Here is a 20,560-nt window from a genome sequence, read left to right on the forward strand (position 1 = left end):
TTCGACGATGGCGGGATCACTATTTTCAGAGCCGTGATTCCCACCACTTCACCGGCTTCGCGCTCGGCATGGGACTAGACGCGCGCACAAGGTGCAGGGTCGATTTGCACCGGTCGATCGCCTGGATCACAGATCGGCTCGATGGCTACAGAGGCATCAGAGAAAGCTGCCGCCAAGAGCTTCGATTTGGATCACCTTCACAGCCAAACCGTTGCGACGTTGATCAACGAAAACGTGCCCGAGCAGCCTGGGCCGTAGATGCGTCTACAGGTTCAATCGCTGTAGGCGGCGTTCCTGGGTGAACCGCGAAACCCCAGCGCGGCAGATTATTCTCCGGCGTCCTCGTACACCTTCAGTTGCTCGTCCATCCGCACGTCATCGGCATTTACCGGCAATGCGACCTGCGGCCGGATCGGGCGAGGGCGCTGGGCCTGGTGTGCCGTGAAGGTCACGAAGGTTTGCAGGCGAGGACGACCCGCGGTCGGTACTTTTTCGCTGTGCAGCGAAAGCGAGTAGCCGGGGAGGCTGTCCAGGTCCGCGACCTTGGTGATCTCAGCACGCGCGTTACGCAGTCGCGCGGCGCCACATCCCATCCGCAGGGCGACCGTTTCGAGATCGAGCGTGAAGGGTTGGTCGGGCTGGCAATGAAACATCGCGAGTTCGTACAGACGGCGCTGGATGGGGGTCAGCGTAAAATAGTCCAAGTCATAGGCGGCAAGGCGGCGGTCGCGCAACACGGCCCGATAGAACCAGTCGCACACCGTCACTTCGATATACTTGACCCGCTTCTCGCCTCGCGAGTCTTCAGCGTAGACCACCCTGAACCGATCGAGCCACGAGAAGTTGTCTTCCTGCGTTTCCCCACCCGTCTTGATGTTGGTTTCGACGACGGTGTTTCTGAGCCGACGCAGCGCATCGATCAGGTACGCATAGGATCTCTTGCTCGCGTTCGAGCCAGTGATCCGAAACAGATCATGGGCGGTGAAACGGATCGTCCGCGCCGGCTCACCACCGCGATCACGGAGGTCCGTCATGATGCTGGCAACGTAGAGCAGGATTTCCTTGTCGTAGATCGTCGCGATGCCGTGCTTACCCGCCGACAGCTCGATGCTCACGCCCTCTGCCTGGAAGATCATCGGCTCGAGCTGACGGGCCTTCTTCAGTGCGAAGAACGGAAATTCCGCGACAGTACGCTCGCCCAGGATCTCGCCGAGCAGGGGGCTGTCGAGCGTAAACAGGTTACCTTGCAACTCCATGGGTCGCGCCATCGGGGGACTCCTCGGTCGAGAGTGATGGCCGACATCACTGCCCCGACGCAACGCCGGATGCCCACATAAGGGGCTTTCGTGCGGTAAAGCACGAGCATTAGCCGTTGGGGACGCTCAGATGAGGTCGGATTCCGATCCACTCACCCCGATTTGCAGCGCCGCCTCGCGGTTTCGAACCTTCGCGCCGATTCGCACCGACCACCACCCTCGAATTCGTGCTTTACCGCACGAAAGGGTCCGATCGTTCGTCCCCCGATCGGCATCCTTCGACAAAATGGGGCCAGAATGGGCCTCCGGGTCAATGCTCAGAGGCCTTTCTGGGTTGGAAACCGCACGGAAGTCGCCCGGGGCGCATCCCGATCGGAGCGGAAAGCGCACGAAAGGCCCGTCCCGGAATGCTAGCGGCTTCCTCGAAACCTGCCCAAGTGAGATGGAGTATGGATTGAAATAGCGCACGAAAGGGAGTGATCGCGTCGCGAGAGGGGCAAACCCCGCGGCAAAACCGACTCGTGCTTTACCGCACAAAAGGTTCGTCCGCGACGAGGAAGAGCGCCACCGGTGGTCTTCGGTCACTGCAGGACCGGCCTGGTCCGAAAGCCCCAGAGGCTCTTCGGGAGGTCCAGCTCCCCGCGACGTGCGCGCGTCACCATGCCCGCGAAATAGGCGCCGGGCGTGAGGCGGATCTCGTCCCGCGCGCCGCGCTCGGCTGTGATCATCATCGCAACGGACGCCCCATCGGCACCGAGCTGGTCGAGCGCGTCAACCCATGTCCCGGCTCGGATGCCGAGGTCCTGCCGAAGTCGCGCAGCGGCTCTATGCAGATCGATCCAACCAGGGCGCTCGCGATCGACGTACATCGCCGTCGTCGGGAACATCTCCATGAGCTCTCGCGGCGATGTCTTGAATGCGCTGTTGGACGGCGAGGCTGGGAGGTCCGGTTCGGCTGGAGCGCTCCCTTCGAGCTCAGAACTACAATCACGTTCAGCCAATACGGAATCAGGAAGGGGTCTGGTTTGTATATGTATGAAGGGTGAGGATTTTGACCCCAAGGCGTCTATATCCTGTGAAAACATGAACGCATCGATGGTCTCGCCAACCAAGTCTTCAACACCAGAAAGTCGATGAAGCGCCGCCTCATAATTCGCGATGTCACGCGTCGATCGGGCAACTGCAGCTAGGCTAGCGACTGCTTCGATAGCATCCTGGAGCGATAACCAGTGCGGCCCCGTCAGTCCCATGTCGGCAGCCTGTGCGAGCGCTTGGCTTACAATACGGCGTACGCGCGCGATCTCCTGGCGGCCGCGCTTTTCCAGACGCGAGAACGCGCTGTGCGCCTCCGCGGCGGCCTTCAGTTCGTCGAACCTGGCACGAAGTGGCGAGAGATCGATGCCGTAAGCGCTGACAATCTCTCCATCTTCCCCGCGCTGGCCACGCCGACGACCATGGGCGGAATCGCGCATGGTAATGAGAGCGAGGTTGCGAAGCTGGCGCAGCCGCGCCTTGATCGCACTCTCGGTGACCCCCGCGAGTTCGGCCAGCGTATGATTGCTGGGCCATGCGATCGGGCGGGCATCGCCCTTGTAGTCGGCGGGACGCGTGTAGCCGATCAGATGCTTGAGGGTCTCCAGCGCCGACGCGCTGAGGCCGATCGCGGTCTTGGCGCCTTCGAGGACGCGGTACAGCTCGTTCCGGTCGACCTCTCCGGCGCTCTCGATGCGCGTGGCCAGTTCACGCTCGATATGACGAGCCAACGCGGAAATCGGGCGGGCCCCGGTTCGCCCGGTAAAGGCGCTTTGGGTATAGGACATCGTTCGACACTCCGTGGCTGGAGGCCGTCACCAGGCAAAACGAAGGCGTGGCGCGAGGCGCGCGATCTTGAACGGGGCTGGGGAGGGTGCTACCTAGAGCAACTTCGTAAGTGGCTTCACGCTTGGCGGCGTGGGGTAGCGGTTCTCCGCAGGGTGCCCGGCCTCGTGCCGGGCATTCTTTATGTGGTCACAGCGCATTCCCCGTTACGCTGCGAATCCGAAAACCATCCGGTTCGGCAGCATGATCACAAGGCATCGAATGCCCCCGGCGCTTCAAGACGGTTGATTCGTGCTTTACCGAACGAAAGGGCAACCAATTCTCGTGCTTTACCGCACGAAACTGCCAGATCGATCGAATTGATTGTGGTCAGCAGCCAAGGCGCAAGGCGGCCAGCTGGAGATCGAGCCATTGCTCGGCTGCCGCGGCGAGCGCCGGCTGCATCATGACGTTCGCGCGGCGCCGGTCGGTGCTATCGGTTTCCCGGATGATATAGCCCAGGGCCTCCAGATGCTCGATATGGCGCAGGGCCGTCGTCGTCGAACCGCCGCTCAGGCTGCAGAGCTGCGACACGGCGAGAGGCCGGCGTTCGCGGGTGGCAACGTAAAGCTCGAGGATCATCTCCCAGCTCGGATCATGGAAGCGCACGCCGGCGAAGCACGCCACGCGCTGACGACGTCCGGTCAGCAGTGCCTTGGCCTCACCGAGCCGGCGGTCGGCCAGGGCCATCTCGGACGCGGGCGTCGATAATAATGTCTCCTCGATCGCCTTGCGCGGAAGCCGCACGACGACGTCGATCAGCTCGTCTCCTTCAGGTGCCGTATCCATGATCGTCTGGATCCATTTCGAAGATGGGGCTCAGCGTTTCGAGGCAGTCGGAACGTGCCAAGTGCGAGGGCTCCGAGTGCGAGATACGCATAGATTCCGAGCCCGGTGTGATAGGCAAATAGGGGAACTTGAGGCAGCAGGGCGCCACTCGAGCTCATGAAGAGGTCGGCAAGCGCGAAGCCTGCTGCCCAAATCGGCCAGAAACGGACGGTCGTGATAGCAAGCCAATAGAAGCTGCAGGCCACGAACAGATCGATCAACATGATCGCCATGTCTAACGGGACGAGATGCATCGAACTTCGTAGTCTAAAGAAGAGTGTCGCTGCTGTCGCTGCCAAGTTTATCGCAGCGCCCAAACGCTCCGGTCGGCCGCCACGCACAAGGGCATAACCACAGATCGTCACCAGAGTGGCGTCAAATAGAAGTGCCAGAGCGAGCGACAGCGACATTCGTCCCCCTTGTAGACCTACGCGGATTCGCGCGCGGGCTCCTGAAGTGTCGCCATAGCTGGTTTCGGCGTGGGCTCACCCCAGCTCGTTTCATCGAGCCCTAGCTGCCTGCCGACTTTCTCGATCAGGAGGTGCGCGCGCATCGCCATCTGCTCCTGCCCTTCGACCAGAGCTGCGAGCGCTGCGACGGTCGCCTTGACCGTACGGTGAGCCATCGCAGGGGAGAGGCGATGCGCTTCGGTCGCCTCGAGCGTCGTGACCAGAAACTGCGCGGTGTCGCGCGCCGCCACGTTGATGGATTGCTCTGCCTTGCGCAGTTCGTTCGCCACCACCCTGCTCGCGTTCGATAATGCCTGCACTGTACCTCCTCACGGTCGCCTCGCGCCCGCTATGTTGCCTTGAGGCCGATCAGGAGCATGAGCGCCACGATCACCATGGCCGCAACGGTCAGTCCGATGGGGGTCACGATCGCGATGATCGCGCTCCACGATACCACCTGCTTCCATGTGAGCATGTTCACTGCCGTCTCGCTGGTCGGCAGGGGCAATGGAAGCGGGAAGGGCGGTGGCGAGGAAGGTAGATCGTTTGCAGGGTAGAGCCTTTCTACCCCGCTTTCATGTTCGATCAGAAGGCGGGCTGCCTCGAAGCGACTGGTGACGCCCAGGAAATCCTTGGCCTTTTGCAGTTGCTTATCGACCGCCCTCCCACTTGCTCCGACCAGGAAGCCGATTTCCTGCGACGTGCGATGTTCATGGACGAGGCGGAGATACGCACGCTGTCGTTCGGACAACTGATCGAGGGGGCTTGCCGGGATTTCGCCTATAGACTTGCTTGGGACGGGATCAGTCTGTGGTGTCGGAGATGATTCGGTGCCCGTCATGCCCATATGTTAAACAACGAAATTGGAACGATCCGTGTCCACATTTTGGCCCGTTTCCGGCCGATCCGGAACGATTGTGTGCTGAACGGCTGTTCGGTTCAGTGTCGCACCGGCGGATTGCCGACTGTCCCCGCGGCCTCCTTCACGACCGATGCCCACCTGGCCAGGAGCCCAGCCTCGTCCGGATGATCGGACTGTGTGACGGCCGCCAAGCCGGCCAGGGTGTCGGCGAACTCGTCACAGCCGATTACCTCCTGGCGAGCCAGCACGATCGCAAGGAGCGCCAGGACCTTGCCGTGCGCATCGATCAGCGTCTGGATCGACGGCTGCGCGCTTGGATCTGCTGGCGGATCCAATAGGCGTCTCAACCGGCCAAGCAGGCGCGATCTCGTTCGCTCTCGAGGCGGTCCCAAGACATGCTCCTCCAACCGCCGCAGCCGGGACGGTTGAACACGCGGGAACACTGGTAACCACGCCCCACGTATTCCCCACGCCGGCAAGCCAACGCTAGGTATTGTATTCAGTGGGCCGCCCGACGTAGCCGGGGACCCAGTGTTTCGACCGCACATGCGGACAGGGGTCGGTGTTCAAGCCGCCCTTGCATGACCGGTATCGCACAGAGTGCTCACGGTTGGTATAGCTAGATGCCGTTTCCGACTGAGCGCACCGGAATGCCGCTGACGAGGCCGTTCAGCGTTCGCTGATCACCGCGCTGGCCCTATTGAGCTTTTCGAAGCGCCAGCGACAAAACAAGCGAACGACCTCAAGGCTGCCGATTGCCAGCGCTGCCAGAAGCGTACTCGCCAACAGGACGGTCGTGATCTGCGGTCGCGGGCGACGGCACTTCATCGTACGCGAAGGGCCTGGCCTTGGAGTGTCATTCCGCCTCGAGCCGGGATCAAGCAGAGCGCATAGACCGCCTAACGGGTTAGGTGACACCGTCGATGCGAATCAAGCCGGACAGGCGCTCTGTCACTCAAACGTCCCTTTGCAGAGCGTCCCGTTTCTCCATGTTCCACGAGCAGTTTTGGGAAAATCCATTCGGGAACACGTTTCGGGAAAGCCGGTCGCCTGCGACTCATGGGATCGAGCGAGACTCCAACCGTCTCCCTCCACCTTCCTTTGTGGGATCAATAGCCCGCTTTGCCAGCGCAGACGGTCAAGGTTTACGGCTGCGCCGGCAAAGCAGGTTGGCCAGCGCCTGTTGATACGGTGGGTTTTTGAAGCGTTCAGCCGATAGCGAACCTGTCGCGGTTCCGCTCGACGAACGCATCGAGTGAGGTCAGGGGCACGCCCCAGCGTCGCACAGCATCGAGGTCCACCTTGTAGCCTTCGACGTTGCTCCACACCTGCATGTCGACGACGCCGGCATGGTAGCCCCGCGCGACCAACTCCTCCTTCGATGAAGCGACGGCAGATACCGGCTTGCCGGTGGCCTCTGCGATCTTGGCCGCAAGCACGTTCATGGTGACGGCCTCGGCCGCCAGATCGATCTCATGTCCGTGGAACCGCTCCGGGTCGGCGAAGGCGGCAGCAGCGAACGCGCCGATGTCCTCCGCCGCGATCCAATCGACTTTGGTGTCCGGCGCGAAAGCCGTATCGATCTCCCCGGTCTGTGACAGCGACGGGAACATGAAGTCGGCCACGGGCGGCAGCAGGTTGTGCATCATCAGGGCGGGCTTCAGGATCACCCAGTTGCGAAAGCCCTGCTCCTTGACCAGTTCGTTCACGGCCGCCTTGCCTTCCCAGTAGGTCGGCTCCCAACGGCCTTCGTTCCAACCGATAAAGCTTTCCTGATCGCCCGCACGCGCGACCGAGGTGTGGACGATCGTGTGCACCCCCGACCGATGGGCAGCTTCGATTAGCGCTTTGCCGGTACGGATCTCCGATTCAGGATCATTAGGGGCGAGGGCATCTGCATTGAGAACACACCGGCCACCCCGACCAGTGCCGCATCGAGACTGGCGGCGTCATCGAAATCGCCTTTGACGACTTCGACGCCCTGCGCGGCCAGCGCCTGGGCCGAGGCCGCATCGGGATTGCGGACCAGCGCGCGGACCGGGCGGCCGGTCTGCAACAGCGCTCGGACGACCGCGCCGCCCTGGTTGCCGGAGGCACCCGTCACGAGGACTGGGCCAATATCGAAATTCGTCATGGGAAAGCCTTTCCTTGAGCGCACGCGTTTTCGGCACGCGACATATGCCGAACCCAGATGGCAGCGCCTTATACGAAACGCAAGAGTTTCGGTATAATTGCGTTTCGTAACTCTTACGATTATATGGATGCCATGAACGATCAGGCTCAAAGCCATCAGCATCGCTTGCTCCCTTCGCGACGTGGCCGCGCACAGGACATCAGCCGCGATACTCTCATCATCGACGCAGCGCTCGAATTGCTCGCCGAGCAGGGCTATCACGCTCTGACGATGACCGATGTGGCGACGCGTGCAGGGGTGTCGAAGGCGACGCTATACCGGCGCTGGACGGCGAAGCCGGACCTGATAGCCGATGCTGTCGCCACGCTGCGGCCGATGACGGCACCGCGTTACCCTGGCTTGTCACTGCGCGGCGATCTGCTCGCGTTGATGGAGCAGGCCGGCAATTGCGATGACCGTCCCGAGATCGTGACCGCGACCATGGAAATGGCCCGGCTGCACCCGGACCTTTATCGAACCCTGAGCGAACGGTTCTGGAAGTTTATTCGGGTGGAACTGGAGGGACTGGCTCGGCGGGCGGCAGAAGCGGGGCACGCGCCCCTTTCAGAGATAGAGATCGATGTGATGGCCGATACAGTGGTCGCGCTTCTTGCCCATCACGGAGGGCCAGCCGGTAACCCAGTCCCACGCGACCGTCTCGCCAGCTTTGTCGATCACGGGCTGCTGCTGCTGCTGACAGGGACGCGTAGCTCGGCCTAGATACGAATGGACTGACGCCCAGAGCCTAGAGGCGGATAACCTTAGAATACAATTAGCGTTTCTCGAAACACCATCGAGTTACGGGAATTGGATTGGCCGACATTGCAATGATCGACCACCGCCGCTCTTGTACGATCCTACAGCGCGCAAGAACCTTTCCTGCTGTGGACCGTGATCCATTGCGGAATCAAAAGGCTGCGCCCGCGCGCACTGTACCTGATCGTGATCGGCCGACCAGCGCGCTCCACTTGAAGCATGACCATTGCCCTTGGATCCTCCTGCGTGGCATCGCCCGCCCCGCCTTTCTTCACGACGTCGCCGTTGCGCAGACCGGCAAGCGCCGCATTTGACCCCGGCTTCAGTCCCTGCACGATCCGACCGTTGGCGTTGCTCGCGACGAAGTCGTAGCCCATGTCGAACTCGCCGAGCGGCACCGTCTTCTTGACGAAGCAGGGGCCGAAGCTATCCGACGCCAGCTCGATCGGCTGCCCAGCCAGCATCGCACGCCATTCGGTGATGCCGGCATCGCCCAGCTCCCGGCGCAGGAACGTCGCCCAGGTATCGATCGTCATCGGACGGCCGGCGCGGCGTTCCGCAAGGAGCGACACCACAAGATCATCGAGCGAACGCCGACCTGCGGACTTGCGGACGATCTGCGCGTTGAGCTTCGCGAAATACAGCGATCCGCGGTCATAGGGCAGCACCCGCACCCGCGTATCCTTCCAGAAGGCGCCTGGTATCCGGTCGTTCGGCGTGGCAATCATGCTGTCGGTGTAATAGCGGCTCGCAGTACGGTTGAGATCGGCCAGAAATTCGTCCGCCGATAAGGCCCCCGCCCGATAGGGCAATGTGCGCTGGTAGTAGACCGCCAACCCCTCGCCGAACCACGATCCGGCAAGTGAATCCTCGTCGCCGACGGTATCGAGCGATGATACCCAGACATGCAGCATCTCATGCGCGAGCATTGATTTCAGTTCGGCCGCCGTGGTGGTGTCACCGAAGGTGAAGGCGAACGAGTTGGTCAGCCCCACGCCGCTGCCGGGATTGCTCGGGTTGCTCCGGCCGAAGATGCCGAACACCGGCTTGGGATCGCGGAAGAACGTCCCGTAATAGCCGTGAAGGTTCGCCGACCAGCGCATCAGCCCGGCCATGTCGAACGCCGGGCGTCCTTGCCACCCGGCGAAAAAGCCACCGGTGGGTGCCGTAAACTGACCCGGCGCGCCGACCATGTAATAGGTGGAGGACAATTCCTCGGCGGTCAGGTCCATATTGGAATCCGCGTCGCCGTCGCCGAAGCTCGACAAACCCACCGCGTCTGCCGGCAAGCTGCGGAGATCCCAGCGGACGCTCACCCGCCGCTTTACCGCGTCTGTTGGCAAGGCCAAAAATGCCTTCCCGGCTCCAGATAGCGCACCATAACTGCTACGCAGTTCGTACATAGGCAGCGATAGCAGAGGTTTTGCCGGATCGACGGCGACGCGGTAGCTCCAAGTCAAAGTGCCGGCCGTTGCCCGATCTGCGATCCAATACCGATCGATGTTGTCAGGAGTCTGCGTTACGTCCTGCGTGCGTATCGGCACGCTACCGCGCGCGTCGGACATCGCAAAGCCGGCAATGCCGGAAGCACTGGTCGTCAGTGCGCTGGTCACGACCGGGAGCATCGCGATCCGTCCGCCGGCGGGAACAGACTCGTCCTCTACCATGACCGTCGCCTCAATCCCGCGAAGTGATCCATCAACAGGAGGCTCGGGCCGCAGTCGAACGGTGAGCGACGGCGTGACAGGCGTTTCGGCCATGATCGCAGCAGCAGGCCAGGCTCCGATCGCCAGAACGCAGGTCATCACCCGCAATGGTTTAGTCGTTGGCTTCATCCTGTAGTCCTGGTCTTTCACATTCGTACCGCGATCACGCTCTTTCGTGCTGGCCTGCCATACGAGGCGATAAACGCGCCAGCATCATGATGCGCAACCGATCAGCGCTCCGCCATTTCGGCCACGATCGGGCACCTCAGGGAAACTCCACGCCTTCCCAATTGGGAAGGACGATCGAGACGATGCGGGCGTTCTCGGATTCGATGGTATTTCGGGAAAAGCGTCTGCTTCTCAGAAGCCAACCTTTTGCAAACAAAGGGCAAGCATGCGGATAGGTCCTGTGCCATGATCCGCTCGTGGAGCAGACGATAGAACCGAAACATGTCGGCCATGCCGAGACCTACTGGCGCACCGACAAGCCGGTGGGCGGCCTGGTGAGCAACCTTGGGGCCGCGCCCGACGCTGCAGATTTCCAGCTCCTCGCGGACAACCTGCCCGTCCTATGCTGGATGGCGCGGGCCGATGGTTACAGAGTGTGGTACAATCGTCGCTGGCACGACTATTGCGGTAGCACACCACAGCAGATGGAGGGTTTTGGCTGGCAGTCGGTCCATGACCCCGATCAGGTCGACCTCGTCACGGGTCGTATACAGGCCAGCATTCGGGCGGGCGAGCCGTTCGAGATGGTGTATCCGTTGCGTGGCGCCGATGGTGTGTTGCGGCCCTTCCTGACCCGGATCACGCCATTGCGTGATGGATCGGGGCGTGTCGTGCGCTGGTTCGGCGTCAACACGGAGGTCGGCGCGCAGCTTCAGGAGGAGACCCGGCGCGACGCGACCGAGCAAGGCCTTCGAGACCAGGCTTCGGCGGAGATTGTGAACGGCGAGCGCATCCAGCTCGCACTTGCCGCCGGTGCGATCCTTGGCACCTGGGTATGGGACCCTCCGACCGATCGCTTCACCGTCGATGAAGCGTTCGCGGTCAACTTCGGCCTCGATCCGGCACTCGGCCGGACCGGCATCAGCCTCGCACAGGTCGTCGAGACGGTGCATCCCGACGATCAGGCCGGGCTTGCGGCCGCGATCGAAGAGGCAGTCCAGCGCGGCGGTCGCTACGCCCATCAGTACCGCGTCCGCCGCGCCGATGGCCAATATTACTGGCTAGAGGCGAACGGCCATGTCGAACATGCCGCGGACGGAACCGCGCTGCGCTTCCCCGGCGTGCTGATCGACGTTGAGGAACGGCGTAGCCTGATCGAGGAGCGAGATCGCGCTTGGGCGGAGCTGCGCCACCTCAATGAGACCTTGGAGCAGCGCATCGAGACGCGCACCGGCGAACTGATGCAGGCGGAGGAAGCTCTACGCCAGTCGCAGAAGATGGAGGCGGTGGGGCAGCTCACCGGTGGGCTGGCCCACGACTTCAACAACCTCCTGGCCGGCATCGCTGGCTCGCTCGACCTGATGGAGCTGCGGATCGGCCAAGGCCGGCTCAAGGATGTCGAGAAGTACATGACCGCCGCGCAGGGCGCGGCCAAGCGGGCAGCGGCGTTGACGCACCGCCTCCTGGCCTTCTCGCGGCGGCAGACGCTTGCGCCTAAGGTAACGGACGTGAACGCGATGGTCAGCGGTATGCTCGACCTGATCCAGCGCACCGTAGGGCCGGCTAACCTCGTCGAGCCTGCGCTGGCCGTCGACGCCTGGGCGGCGCTGGTCGATCCTTCCCAACTCGAAAACGCCCTGCTCAATCTTTGCATCAACGCCCGCGACGCGATGCCGGACGGCGGCAGGATCACGATCGAAACCGAGAACCGGACCATCGATCCCCTCACCGCCAAGCGCCTCGACATGCCCGAAGGCGACTATCTGTCGCTCTGCGTGTCCGATACCGGCGTCGGCATGGCACCGGAGGTCATTACCAAGGCGTTCGATCCGTTCTTCACGACCAAGCCCCTCGGCGAGGGCACCGGCCTCGGGCTATCGATGATTTACGGCTTCGCCAAGCAGTCCGGCGGCGAGGTCCGCATCCACTCGGAGATCGGCAAAGGCACGAGCGTCTGCGTTTATCTGCCGCGTCATGCGGGCGAAGCCAGCTCCTCCGAAGATCGTCCTTCGCTTCGTTCGCCGCCCGCCGGGGAAGGTGAGACCGTTCTCGTTGTCGATGACGAAGCAACCGTCCGGATGCTTGTGTCCGACGTGCTGCGCGATCTTGGCTATACCGCGATCGAGGCGGCTGATGGTGCCGGAGGGCTTCAGGTCCTGCAATCCGATGCACGGATCGACTTGCTCGTGACGGACGTGGGCTTGCCGGGCGGCATGAACGGACGACAGATGGCTGACGCGGCCCGAACCAACCGCCCCGACCTCAAGGTGCTGTTTATCACCGGTTATGCGGAAACGGCCGTCATCAGCCACGGGCATCTTGACGCCAGCATGTCGGTTCTTGGAAAGCCTTTCTCGCTCGACACGCTAGCCGCCCGCATTCGCGAACTGATCGTCGGGTAGGATTTGGCCAGTCCAGGACGTCAGCGCACCTATTGGCTGACCCTTCCGCATTCTCGATTGGGAACGACCGACGAGACGGCCGGCGCTGTCTCGTTTGGGATCCCAATCGGGACGGTTGCGGGCTTAAACTACGATCTCGACCCGTCTCTCACCGACCTTAACCGGAACCATCCCTTCGTTTTTCGGATCAGATCAGTTGGGTCTTCAAGGAATTGAGGGCGGGGACCAGCGCAGCAAGCCGCTCGATCTGGACCACCGGTTGCGCGCGGAGTCCAGGCGTCACCGCCCGGTCATAGATGGCCATGCAGTTCTTCTTGCGGAGCCGGGAGTGATAGACGATCCCGTCGAGATCGGTTCTTTCATATAGCTCTTGGCTGAACGCGCGGGCTTCGTCATGCGCCTTGGCACCGACAATGTCGGTCGAGATGCCGAGCTTGAAACAGGCGTCGCCCCGCAGACTAAGCAGGCGCAACGGGTGGGTGGCAGAAACCTCACACACGCCCCAGTCGTCGACGTCAGACTGCGCCAAGACACGCGCCGTCTTCCCCTCGAAGCGGTCGCGGATAATCGCCTCGGCGATCGATGTTGCGAGATCCTCGGCGATGTAGAGGAGCTTGAAGGAGTTGCTGGGACTGGCGAACCGTGTTTCGCCGAAGCCCATGCCAAGCGGCGTCTTGCGTCGTGCCCAAGGCGTGCACCGCAAATAGTCCACAGGTTCGACCTGTCGCGTCAGCGATTTGAGGATCATCGGATCGAGCGCCATGGCGCGCGACTAGTCGGTTTCGCGCCCAAAGTCCCGCCGGGCGATGGCGCTCACCTGATCCTGCTTCGCCGCGCGCAACGCGGCAAGCGGCGTCTGCCCGTCGAGCGCACTATGCGGTTGTCGCATCCACAGCCATGCCGACCGTGCGTCCGGCGCGACCGAGAGGATGTCGGCGATGCCCTGAAGGGGACGGCCGTCGATGAATTGCTCGAGCGGATAGGCGAGCTTGCGCTGTCCGCGCAGCAGACCAATGACGGCGCCCTGCTTATACCAGGTGCTGAGTGTCGTGCGCTTGACGCCGAACGCTGCCTCGATGTCGCTCGCACCCCCGACCGGCCCCGCCCAGCCTTCCATCGACTTGGGCGCCGCATAAGCGGCGAGCCGGGCGCGGCCCTCGGACAGGCTGAGCACGTCGCCAAGACCACTCCCTTGGGTCCGTTCGACGGGTTCGTCCCGCTTCGTCGCGGTCGGCATGAACTGGAGAGCGACCTGCTCGAGCGCGGCGCGCAGCTTATGCTCGCGGGCGGACCCGCGCAGGCTTACGGCGGGAAGCCCCGACATGACATCGACCGCGATCGACACGATCCGCGCCATCGTCTTGATCTCGGCAGCCGGCGCGCGCGGGTTACGCCCGCGCAACACGGCTTGGACGTCATCCACATCCAGCGTCAGCGCTGCGTCGCTCATTGTCGCCTCCGATCGTTATTGCCCACATAGTGCAGATTGAACGGATTGTCTAGTTCTCGAACGTCTGGCTGCCGTGACCTGGCTGCCGCGCGCGCGGGTAAACTTGGAATACGCGCTGCCGGTCCGGCACGAAACCAACCCGAACGACGCCGAGCCTGCAAGGCACGGCTGGAGCGCAACGCGTCACGCCGCTTTCCAGCGTAAGAGCAAACGATGACAGACCCTTGGAGGGTAGCTAGAACCAGTCATGCCCATTCCCGCTGCAACCCGTCACGCCGCAATTCTCGATAGCGCGACTGACTTCGCGATCATCGCCACGGACCTCAACGCACTCGTTACCGACTGGAACAAAGGCGCCGAGAATACCTTAGGTTGGCTTGCGGCGGACATGCTGGGCGAACCGATCGATCGCATTTTCACGCCACAGGATCGTGCTGGTGGCCGCCCGTCAGTTGAGATGGCGCTTGCCCTTGTCAACGGCAGTGCGGAGGATGAGCGGTGGCATATGCGCGCCGACGGCTCCCGCTTCTGGGCCAGTGGCCGGATGGCGCCTCTTTTCGACGGCGATAAGCATATCGGGTTCCTCAAAATCCTGCGGGACCGAACAGCCGCGCGGATCGAAACCGACCGGGTCCGCGCCAGCGAGGAAACGTGGCGAGGGACGTTCGAGCGCCTGGTCGAGGGACTGTTGATCGGCGAGGTCGTGCGTGACGCCGCTGGACGTGCGATCGATTGGCGCTATCTCGAGGTGAATCCGGCCTGGGAGCGCATGACCGGTAGTACGCGCGAGCAAGCGCTGGGACGCACCATTCGTGAGATCATTCCTGGCATCGAAGACGCGTGGATCACGGAATTTTCCGATGTCGTCGAGACGGGCGAGCCGCTCAGCTTCTTACGCGAAGTCGGTGTCTGGTCGCGCTGGTATGAGGGCCGCGTGTTCACGCTCGGCGGTGAGCGGTTCGGGTGCCTGTTCTTCGACGTGACAGAGCGCCGCAACGATGCCGCCCGGCGCGACGCACTTCTCGCACTCGACGAGCGTATCCGCAATCTCGTCGATCCGGGGGAGATCGCCTTTGCCTCGGCTCAGGTCCTCGGCGAATTGCTGGGTGCAAGCCGGGCCGGCTACGGCGAGGTGGATCGCGATGCGGAAAACATCAGGATCGAGCGCGACTGGAACGCTGATGGCGTGCAAACGCTTGCAGGAACGCATCGGTATCGCGACTTCGGCACCTTCATCGATGATCTGAAGGCAGGGCGGCTGGTCGCAATCGACGATACAGCCAAGGATGCGAGGACCGCGGCGACCGCAGAAGCCCTCAAGGCCGTCGGCGCGGTCTCTTTGCTCAATCTCCCGATCATCGAGCACGGCGAATTGGTCGCCATGCTCTACCTCAACGTCGCCAGCCCGCATGTGTGGACGCCAAACGACATCGCCATCGTCCGCGATGTTGCGGATCGAACGCGGGTCGCGGTCGAACGACGCCGCGCGGAACAGAGCTTGCTGGAACTCAATACGACGCTGCAACAGCAGGTCGAAGACCGTACGCAGGAGCGGGACAGGGTGTGGCAGGTCAGTCGCGACATGCTCGGGGTGGCGAACACCGACGGTGTCTGGCTCAGTGTTAATCCTGCCTGGTCCGAGACGCTTGGCTGGCCGGAAAAGGCCTTCATCGGGCAGACTTCGGCATGGCTGGAGCATCCGGACGACCATCTGAGGACACGCAAGGAGGTCACCAAGCTCGCCTCGGGCCATACCAGCATGTTCTTCGAGAACCGTTTTCGCACCACCGCTGGCGACTATCGGTGCCTGTCATGGTCGGCCGTACCGCTCGGCGGGCTTCTCTACTGCGTCGCCCGCGATGTCACCGAGCAGAAGGAGCGGGACGCGGCGCTGCTCGAAACCGAGGAGCAGCTCCGCCAAAGCCAGAAGGTGGAGGCGGTCGGCCAGCTCACCGGCGGCGTGGCGCATGATTTCAATAACCTGCTCACCGTCATCCGGGGATCGATCGATCTGTTGCGCCGACCGGCGCTGTCGGAAGAGAAGCGGGAAAGATATCTGGACGCCATCTCCGATACCACCGACCGGGCGACGCGATTGACCAGCCAGCTGCTCGCTTTCGCGCGCCGGCAAACGTTGAAGGCCGAGACATTCGATGGGGCCCGGAGCATCTCTGGTCTGCGAGAAATGCTCGACACGCTGACGGGCTCGCGCGTTACGATCGATTTGCAAGCCGGCGATGCTCCACTGCTCGTAAGGGTCGATCGCAGCCAATTTGACACGGCCATCGTCAACATGGCCGTCAACGCGCGCGACGCGATGTCGGGCGAGGGCACGCTGACGATCAAAGTCGAGGAAGCGAGCGCGATCCCGCCGGCGCGATCCCACGCGGCCGTGCCCGGGCAGTTCGTCGCCGTCTCCATTACCGACACAGGTTCGGGGATTGCGGCCGACCAGATTGACCGCATCTTCGAGCCGTTCTTCACCACCAAAGGCGTGGGGCACGGCACCGGCCTCGGGCTAAGCCAGGTGTTCGGCTTCGCCAAGCAGTCAAGCGGCGACGTGCTGGTGCGAAGCGAGCCTGGCCTGGGGTCCACCTTTACCTTGTATCTACCAAAGGCCCTGGAGGAAGAGCGCCTCGCCACTGCCTTCAGCGACGCTCTGGCGCCGCTGCCACAAGGCGCCTGCATTCTGGTCGTTGAAGACAATAGCGAGGTCGGTGATTTCGCCACCCAGGCGTTGACGGAACTCGGCTACAAGACTCACCTCGCTGTCGATGCGACAAGCGCCTTGGTCGAACTTGGTCGCGATGGTGCGGGCTACGACCTCGTCTTCTCCGACGTCGTCATGCCAGGCATGTCGGGTATCGAGCTTGCCCAGGAGATTGAACGGCGACTGCCGCATATCCCCGTCGTTCTGACCAGCGGCTACAGCAGCGTGCTGGCCGAGCAGGATAGTCACGCCTTCGAACTCCTGCAAAAGCCCTATTCGCTGGAAGAGCTGGGCCGTGTTCTAGCTAGGGTTTCCACCCGCAACTGACCCGGGCTTTGTGTTAGGCACTGAGGAACCTGCCACGATCATGATCATCAGACGATCGCGGTGACGCCGTTTGTCTCGGAAACCGCCGGTCCTGGCAAGCGCCTTGGCGAATTGCTTGGGCAATAATGCCGCCCGGATCGGAAAGCGGCCGTGCGCCGTCGTCGCGAGCGCTAACTCTATCGATCGCCAGACAATGCGGTTGGCCGTTGCCCGACGAAAAATCGGCAGAAATGTCGAACAGGCACCCGACGTTCTACGCGACCAACAGCAGATTCTTTTTTCCGATAACTGATATTCTCGGAAAAAAGAATCTGGCGCGGGGGAAGGGCGCCCGGTACGAACCGGCGATGGCGCGCGCTCCTCATTCTAACCCCAAACGCCGGTCAGCCCGCCCACCTGCCGCACCACCTGTCGCCGATGCGCTCACGGCCACGGCCGATGCGAACGAGGACGCCGATCCCGCGCCGCCAACGCCGCAACCGACGGGCCTCGTCGTTGTCGAGCAGATGGCGCCCGCGCTGCCGGGCCTAAGCCTCGACGATGCCGAGCGGGTCGAGCGCTATGTCGGGAAAGCCTCGGCGGACGCGACCAAGCGCGCCTACACATCCGACTGGCGGATCTTCGTTGCCTGGTGCGAGGCGCGATCGCTGCCCGCGCTCCCCGCCGCGCCTGCCGCGGTCGCGGCGTTCCTCGCCGAGGAGGCCGATAGCGGCATTGCGCGCTCGACGATCGGGCGCCGGCTGGCCGCGATCGTGTTCGCGCACCGGGCGGCCAATCTCATCGCGCCGACCGAACAGGTCGGAGCCGCCGTGCTTGATCGGACGCTGCGCGGGATAAGGCGCGACAAGCGCCAGGACCGTCCGACCAAGAAGCATGCCGCCGATGGCGACATCCTGCGCGACATGCTGCGCGCGATCCCCGGTGACGAGATCCGCAGCGTTCGTGACCGCGCGCTGCTCGCGATCGGCATGGGCGGCGCGTTCCGGCGATCGGAGCTCGTCGCCTTGCAGCTGTCGGACGTGACGTTCGTCCCGGCGGGGCTCGAGATCCTCGTGCCCTTTTCGAAAGGTGACCAGCTGGGCCAGGGCGAACTCGTCGTGATCCCGGACCGGCCGCGGATTGCCGCCGTCGCCTTGCTGCGTGCCTGGATCGAGGCTGCTGCAATCACTGAGGGACCGCTGTTCCGCAAAATGACCCCGCAAGGGCGGCTGACGGCAAAACCGATGAGCGATCGCGGTGTGGCGCTGGTGGTCAAGGCGCGCGCGGCCGCGGCCGGCTATGACCCGGCGCTGTTCTCCGGGCATTCGCTGCGCGCCGGGTTCCTCACCGAAGCCGGCCGGCAAGGCGCCAATCCCTTCCGGATGAAAGAGCATAGCCGTCACAAGTCGCTCGAAATGGTTGGCGAATATGTTCGTAACTTTGAACTGTTCCGCGACCATGCGGGTGACAAATTTCTCTAGTCGAGATATCCTCGCCATCTACACGTAAAAGGCATCGCGCTCGCCTGACACTCCGTCGGAAACGCGACCGCTATTATTCGTGGTGACTCTTATCTGGCGGTCACCCGCCACAATGTATTGCCGAGGTCGTCGGCGACGAGCAGTCCACCCGTGCGATCGACCGCAAGACCGACGGGACGGCCGCGCGCTTTGCCCTCCGTATTGAGAAACGCGGTTAGGACATCGCGCGCCTTGCCGGCGGGCCTGCCACCGCTGAAGGGGATGTAGACGACCTTGTAGCCGTTGAAAGGCGCGCGGTCCCAGCTGCCATGCTCGGCGACAAAGGCCCCGCCCTGATAGCCGGGCAATTTGCCCGCCGTATAGAACGCCAGCCCGAGCGGCGCGACATGGCTGCTCAGCGCGTAGTCAGGCGCGATCGCCTTGGCAACGAGATCGGGGCGCTGCGGCATGACCCGCGGGTCCACGTGTTGGCCGTAATAGCTATAGGGCCAGCCATAGAAGCCGCCGTCCTTTACCGACGTCAGATAGTCGGGAACGAGATTGGGCCCGATCTCGTCGCGCTCGTTGACGACGACCCATAGCCTGTTGGTCGTTGGCTCCCAGGACAGGCCGTTGGGATTGCGCAGCCCGCTTGCGAAAATGCGATGCGCGCCGCTTGCTCGATCGACTTCCCAGACCGCCGCACGCTCGCGTTCCGCGCCGATCCCGTTTTCGGTGATGTTGCTGTTCGAGCCGATCCCGACATAGAGCTTCGACCCATCGGGACTGGCCAGCAGGCTCTTGGTCCAGTGATGATCGATCGGGCCGCCGGGCAGCTCGGTCAGCACCTGGCCGCGTGCCGTGATCCTGGTTTGGCCGGTGACATACGGATAGCGAACGATCGCGTCGGTATTTGCGACATACAGGTCGTTGCCGACCAGAGCGACACCGAACGGGGAGACGAGATGGTCAAGCAACACCGATCGAAGTTCGGGTTTGCCGTCGCCGTCCGTATCCCGGAGCAGGGTGATGCGATTGCCGCCCTTCGCGCCTGCCCCGGCATAGTTCTGGACCCATCCCATGATCAGGTCCTTCGGGCGCGTGATCGGTTCGTAGCCGGGTCCGTTTGCTTCGACGACGAGGATGTCGCCGTTGGGCAACACATAGGGTTGGCGCGGGTGTTCGAGCCCGGTCGCAAGCGCGGCGATCTTCAACCCGGCGGGAACGGTCGGTGTCTCGTTCGGCTGCCAGCTCGACACCGGGGCGACCTTCATCGGCGGCAACAGATATTGCTGCTGCGCGGGCAAGGGCGGATTTGCGCCGATCTGGGTCGAGGCAGGGGCGGGATCCTGTCCGCAGCCTGCAAGCAGGGTCGCGACCGCCACCGCCAGCAGCGAGGCGCCAATGCCGGGTGCGCGGCTCATCGTACGTCCCCCGTCAGCTGGCGAACGGTGCGAGCCGTCCCCAACCAGTTTACGACGATGACCAGCACCGTCACAGTCCCCGACAGGATGATCCCCGTCGGAACCACCGACGTCCAGGCATCACGGCTATGTACGAAGGCGTTCCACAAGGACAACGCCAGGACGAGCGCGTTGCCGGCGGAGTGAATCCATCCCGGACGCAAGGTAGACTTGTTCTTGGACAAAAGCGCCTCGGCCATGCCAACGACCGCGGCTGCCACGCCCATCACAAGGCCACCGGTGATCAGCCAGACGGAGAAATTGGCCCACATCATCACCGCGGTATTCAGGTAGACGATGTCGGTGACGAAGGCGCCACTGAAGAAGGCGATCGGATAGGCTGCAAGCAGCACATGAAGCGGATGCACCGCGCTGACGATTGGCCGGGAGGATGGGGTCGGCATAGGGCCTCCGGGCCGCGACGCGCCATTGCGTGGGCCTTTCTAACTACGCCCTGCGCGATGTTGCGTTCCACGCAGCACAGGTCTTCGTGTCCTTTGCCACCCTCGTTGTGATCTTGACCGACAGCGTCGAAAGCAATCCTTTCGGGCGATCTACCGGGCCGACGGGGCAACCGAGCGCCTTGCCGTTCTCGTCGAGAAACGCCGTGACCCGATCACGCGCTTCGCCGCCCGGCCTGCCACCAGTGCAGGGAAGGAACACGGCCATGTGGCGCTAGGGGGGCACCGTCGTCGCTGCCGTGCTCGATGCGAA

Annotated in this window: 17 protein-coding genes; 4 read left to right on the forward strand and 13 right to left on the reverse strand. The window is 63.0% G+C overall.

Annotated features, from left to right (window positions below):
* Window positions 1–326: 326 nt before the first annotated feature.
* The 8 genes from GTH33_RS01420 to GTH33_RS18260 form a co-directional block, all read right to left on the reverse strand.
* Complete coding sequence (locus tag GTH33_RS01420) at window positions 327–1,268, reverse strand: replication initiator protein A (RefSeq protein ID WP_243848464.1); 942 nt, start codon at window positions 1,266–1,268, stop codon at window positions 327–329.
* A 569-nt stretch (window positions 1,269–1,837) separates the two neighbouring features.
* Window positions 1,838–3,076, reverse strand: a complete 1,239-nt coding sequence (repC, locus tag GTH33_RS01425; RefSeq protein ID WP_163956722.1) for a plasmid replication protein RepC — start codon at window positions 3,074–3,076, stop codon at window positions 1,838–1,840.
* Between the two features lie 367 nt (window positions 3,077–3,443).
* Window positions 3,444–3,902 carry a MarR family transcriptional regulator gene (locus GTH33_RS01430; protein ID WP_163956723.1) on the reverse strand — a complete coding sequence of 153 codons (459 nt, stop codon included), beginning with the start codon at window positions 3,900–3,902 and terminating at the stop codon, window positions 3,444–3,446.
* Window positions 3,903–4,368: 466 nt separating this feature from the next.
* Window positions 4,369–4,680, reverse strand: a complete 312-nt coding sequence (locus tag GTH33_RS01435) for a hypothetical protein (RefSeq protein WP_249054820.1) — start codon at window positions 4,678–4,680, stop codon at window positions 4,369–4,371.
* Window positions 4,681–4,739: 59 nt separating this feature from the next.
* Window positions 4,740–5,231 (reverse strand): helix-turn-helix transcriptional regulator, encoded by a 492-nt coding sequence (locus tag GTH33_RS01440; RefSeq protein ID WP_243848465.1) that lies wholly within the window; start codon window positions 5,229–5,231, stop codon window positions 4,740–4,742.
* 98 nt (window positions 5,232–5,329) lie between these two features.
* A complete protein-coding gene (locus GTH33_RS01445) occupies window positions 5,330–5,587 on the reverse strand; it encodes a hypothetical protein (protein ID WP_163956725.1) in 258 nt (85 codons plus the stop codon).
* 873 nt (window positions 5,588–6,460) lie between these two features.
* On the reverse strand, window positions 6,461–7,069 hold the full coding sequence (locus GTH33_RS01450; RefSeq protein ID WP_276508907.1) for an NmrA family NAD(P)-binding protein: 609 nt from the start codon (window positions 7,067–7,069) through the stop codon (window positions 6,461–6,463).
* Between the two features lie 23 nt (window positions 7,070–7,092).
* On the reverse strand, window positions 7,093–7,386 hold the full coding sequence (locus tag GTH33_RS18260) for an NmrA family NAD(P)-binding protein (RefSeq protein ID WP_163956726.1): 294 nt from the start codon (window positions 7,384–7,386) through the stop codon (window positions 7,093–7,095).
* Window positions 7,387–7,518: 132 nt separating this feature from the next.
* On the opposite strand from GTH33_RS18260, the gene GTH33_RS01460 reads away from it, so the two are divergent.
* Window positions 7,519–8,145: a TetR/AcrR family transcriptional regulator gene (locus tag GTH33_RS01460; RefSeq protein ID WP_163956727.1), complete on the forward strand. Its 627-nt coding sequence runs from the start codon at window positions 7,519–7,521 to the stop codon at window positions 8,143–8,145.
* Between the two features lie 137 nt (window positions 8,146–8,282).
* Here GTH33_RS01460 and GTH33_RS01465 read toward each other — a convergent pair whose 3' ends face one another.
* Window positions 8,283–9,986: a M61 family metallopeptidase gene (locus GTH33_RS01465; RefSeq protein ID WP_163956728.1), complete on the reverse strand. Its 1,704-nt coding sequence runs from the start codon at window positions 9,984–9,986 to the stop codon at window positions 8,283–8,285.
* 326 nt (window positions 9,987–10,312) lie between these two features.
* On the opposite strand from GTH33_RS01465, the gene GTH33_RS01470 reads away from it, so the two are divergent.
* Entirely contained in the window at window positions 10,313–12,457 is a 2,145-nt protein-coding gene (locus GTH33_RS01470; RefSeq protein ID WP_208404215.1) for a hybrid sensor histidine kinase/response regulator, read from the forward strand.
* Window positions 12,458–12,644: 187 nt separating this feature from the next.
* Here the strand turns inward: GTH33_RS01470 and GTH33_RS01475 are convergent, their stop codons facing one another.
* Window positions 12,645–13,220 (reverse strand): RES family NAD+ phosphorylase, encoded by a 576-nt coding sequence (locus tag GTH33_RS01475; protein ID WP_163956729.1) that lies wholly within the window; start codon window positions 13,218–13,220, stop codon window positions 12,645–12,647.
* A 9-nt stretch (window positions 13,221–13,229) separates the two neighbouring features.
* Window positions 13,230–13,907, reverse strand: a complete 678-nt coding sequence (locus tag GTH33_RS01480) for an antitoxin Xre/MbcA/ParS-like domain-containing protein (protein ID WP_243848466.1) — start codon at window positions 13,905–13,907, stop codon at window positions 13,230–13,232.
* 247 nt (window positions 13,908–14,154) lie between these two features.
* On the opposite strand from GTH33_RS01480, the gene GTH33_RS01485 reads away from it, so the two are divergent.
* Together GTH33_RS01485 and GTH33_RS01490 are read left to right on the forward strand one after the other, a co-directional pair.
* Window positions 14,155–16,944, forward strand: a complete 2,790-nt coding sequence (locus GTH33_RS01485) for a PAS domain S-box protein (protein WP_163956730.1) — start codon at window positions 14,155–14,157, stop codon at window positions 16,942–16,944.
* Window positions 16,945–17,150: 206 nt separating this feature from the next.
* Window positions 17,151–18,404 (forward strand): site-specific integrase, encoded by a 1,254-nt coding sequence (locus tag GTH33_RS01490; RefSeq protein WP_243848467.1) that lies wholly within the window; start codon window positions 17,151–17,153, stop codon window positions 18,402–18,404.
* 89 nt (window positions 18,405–18,493) lie between these two features.
* Here GTH33_RS01490 and GTH33_RS01495 read toward each other — a convergent pair whose 3' ends face one another.
* Complete coding sequence (locus GTH33_RS01495; protein WP_163956731.1) at window positions 18,494–19,807, reverse strand: PQQ-dependent sugar dehydrogenase; 1,314 nt, start codon at window positions 19,805–19,807, stop codon at window positions 18,494–18,496.
* The gene (locus GTH33_RS01500; RefSeq protein WP_163956732.1) at window positions 19,804–20,250 is read right to left on the reverse strand and encodes a DUF2231 domain-containing protein; all 447 of its coding nucleotides are present in this window, start codon (window positions 20,248–20,250) and stop codon (window positions 19,804–19,806) included. The genes GTH33_RS01495 and GTH33_RS01500 overlap by 4 nt, the downstream gene beginning before the upstream one ends.
* Between the last annotated feature and the right edge of the window lie 310 nt (window positions 20,251–20,560).

The sequence above is a fragment of the Sphingomonas insulae genome (assembly GCF_010450875.1).
Lineage (GTDB): Bacteria > Pseudomonadota > Alphaproteobacteria > Sphingomonadales > Sphingomonadaceae > Sphingomonas > Sphingomonas insulae.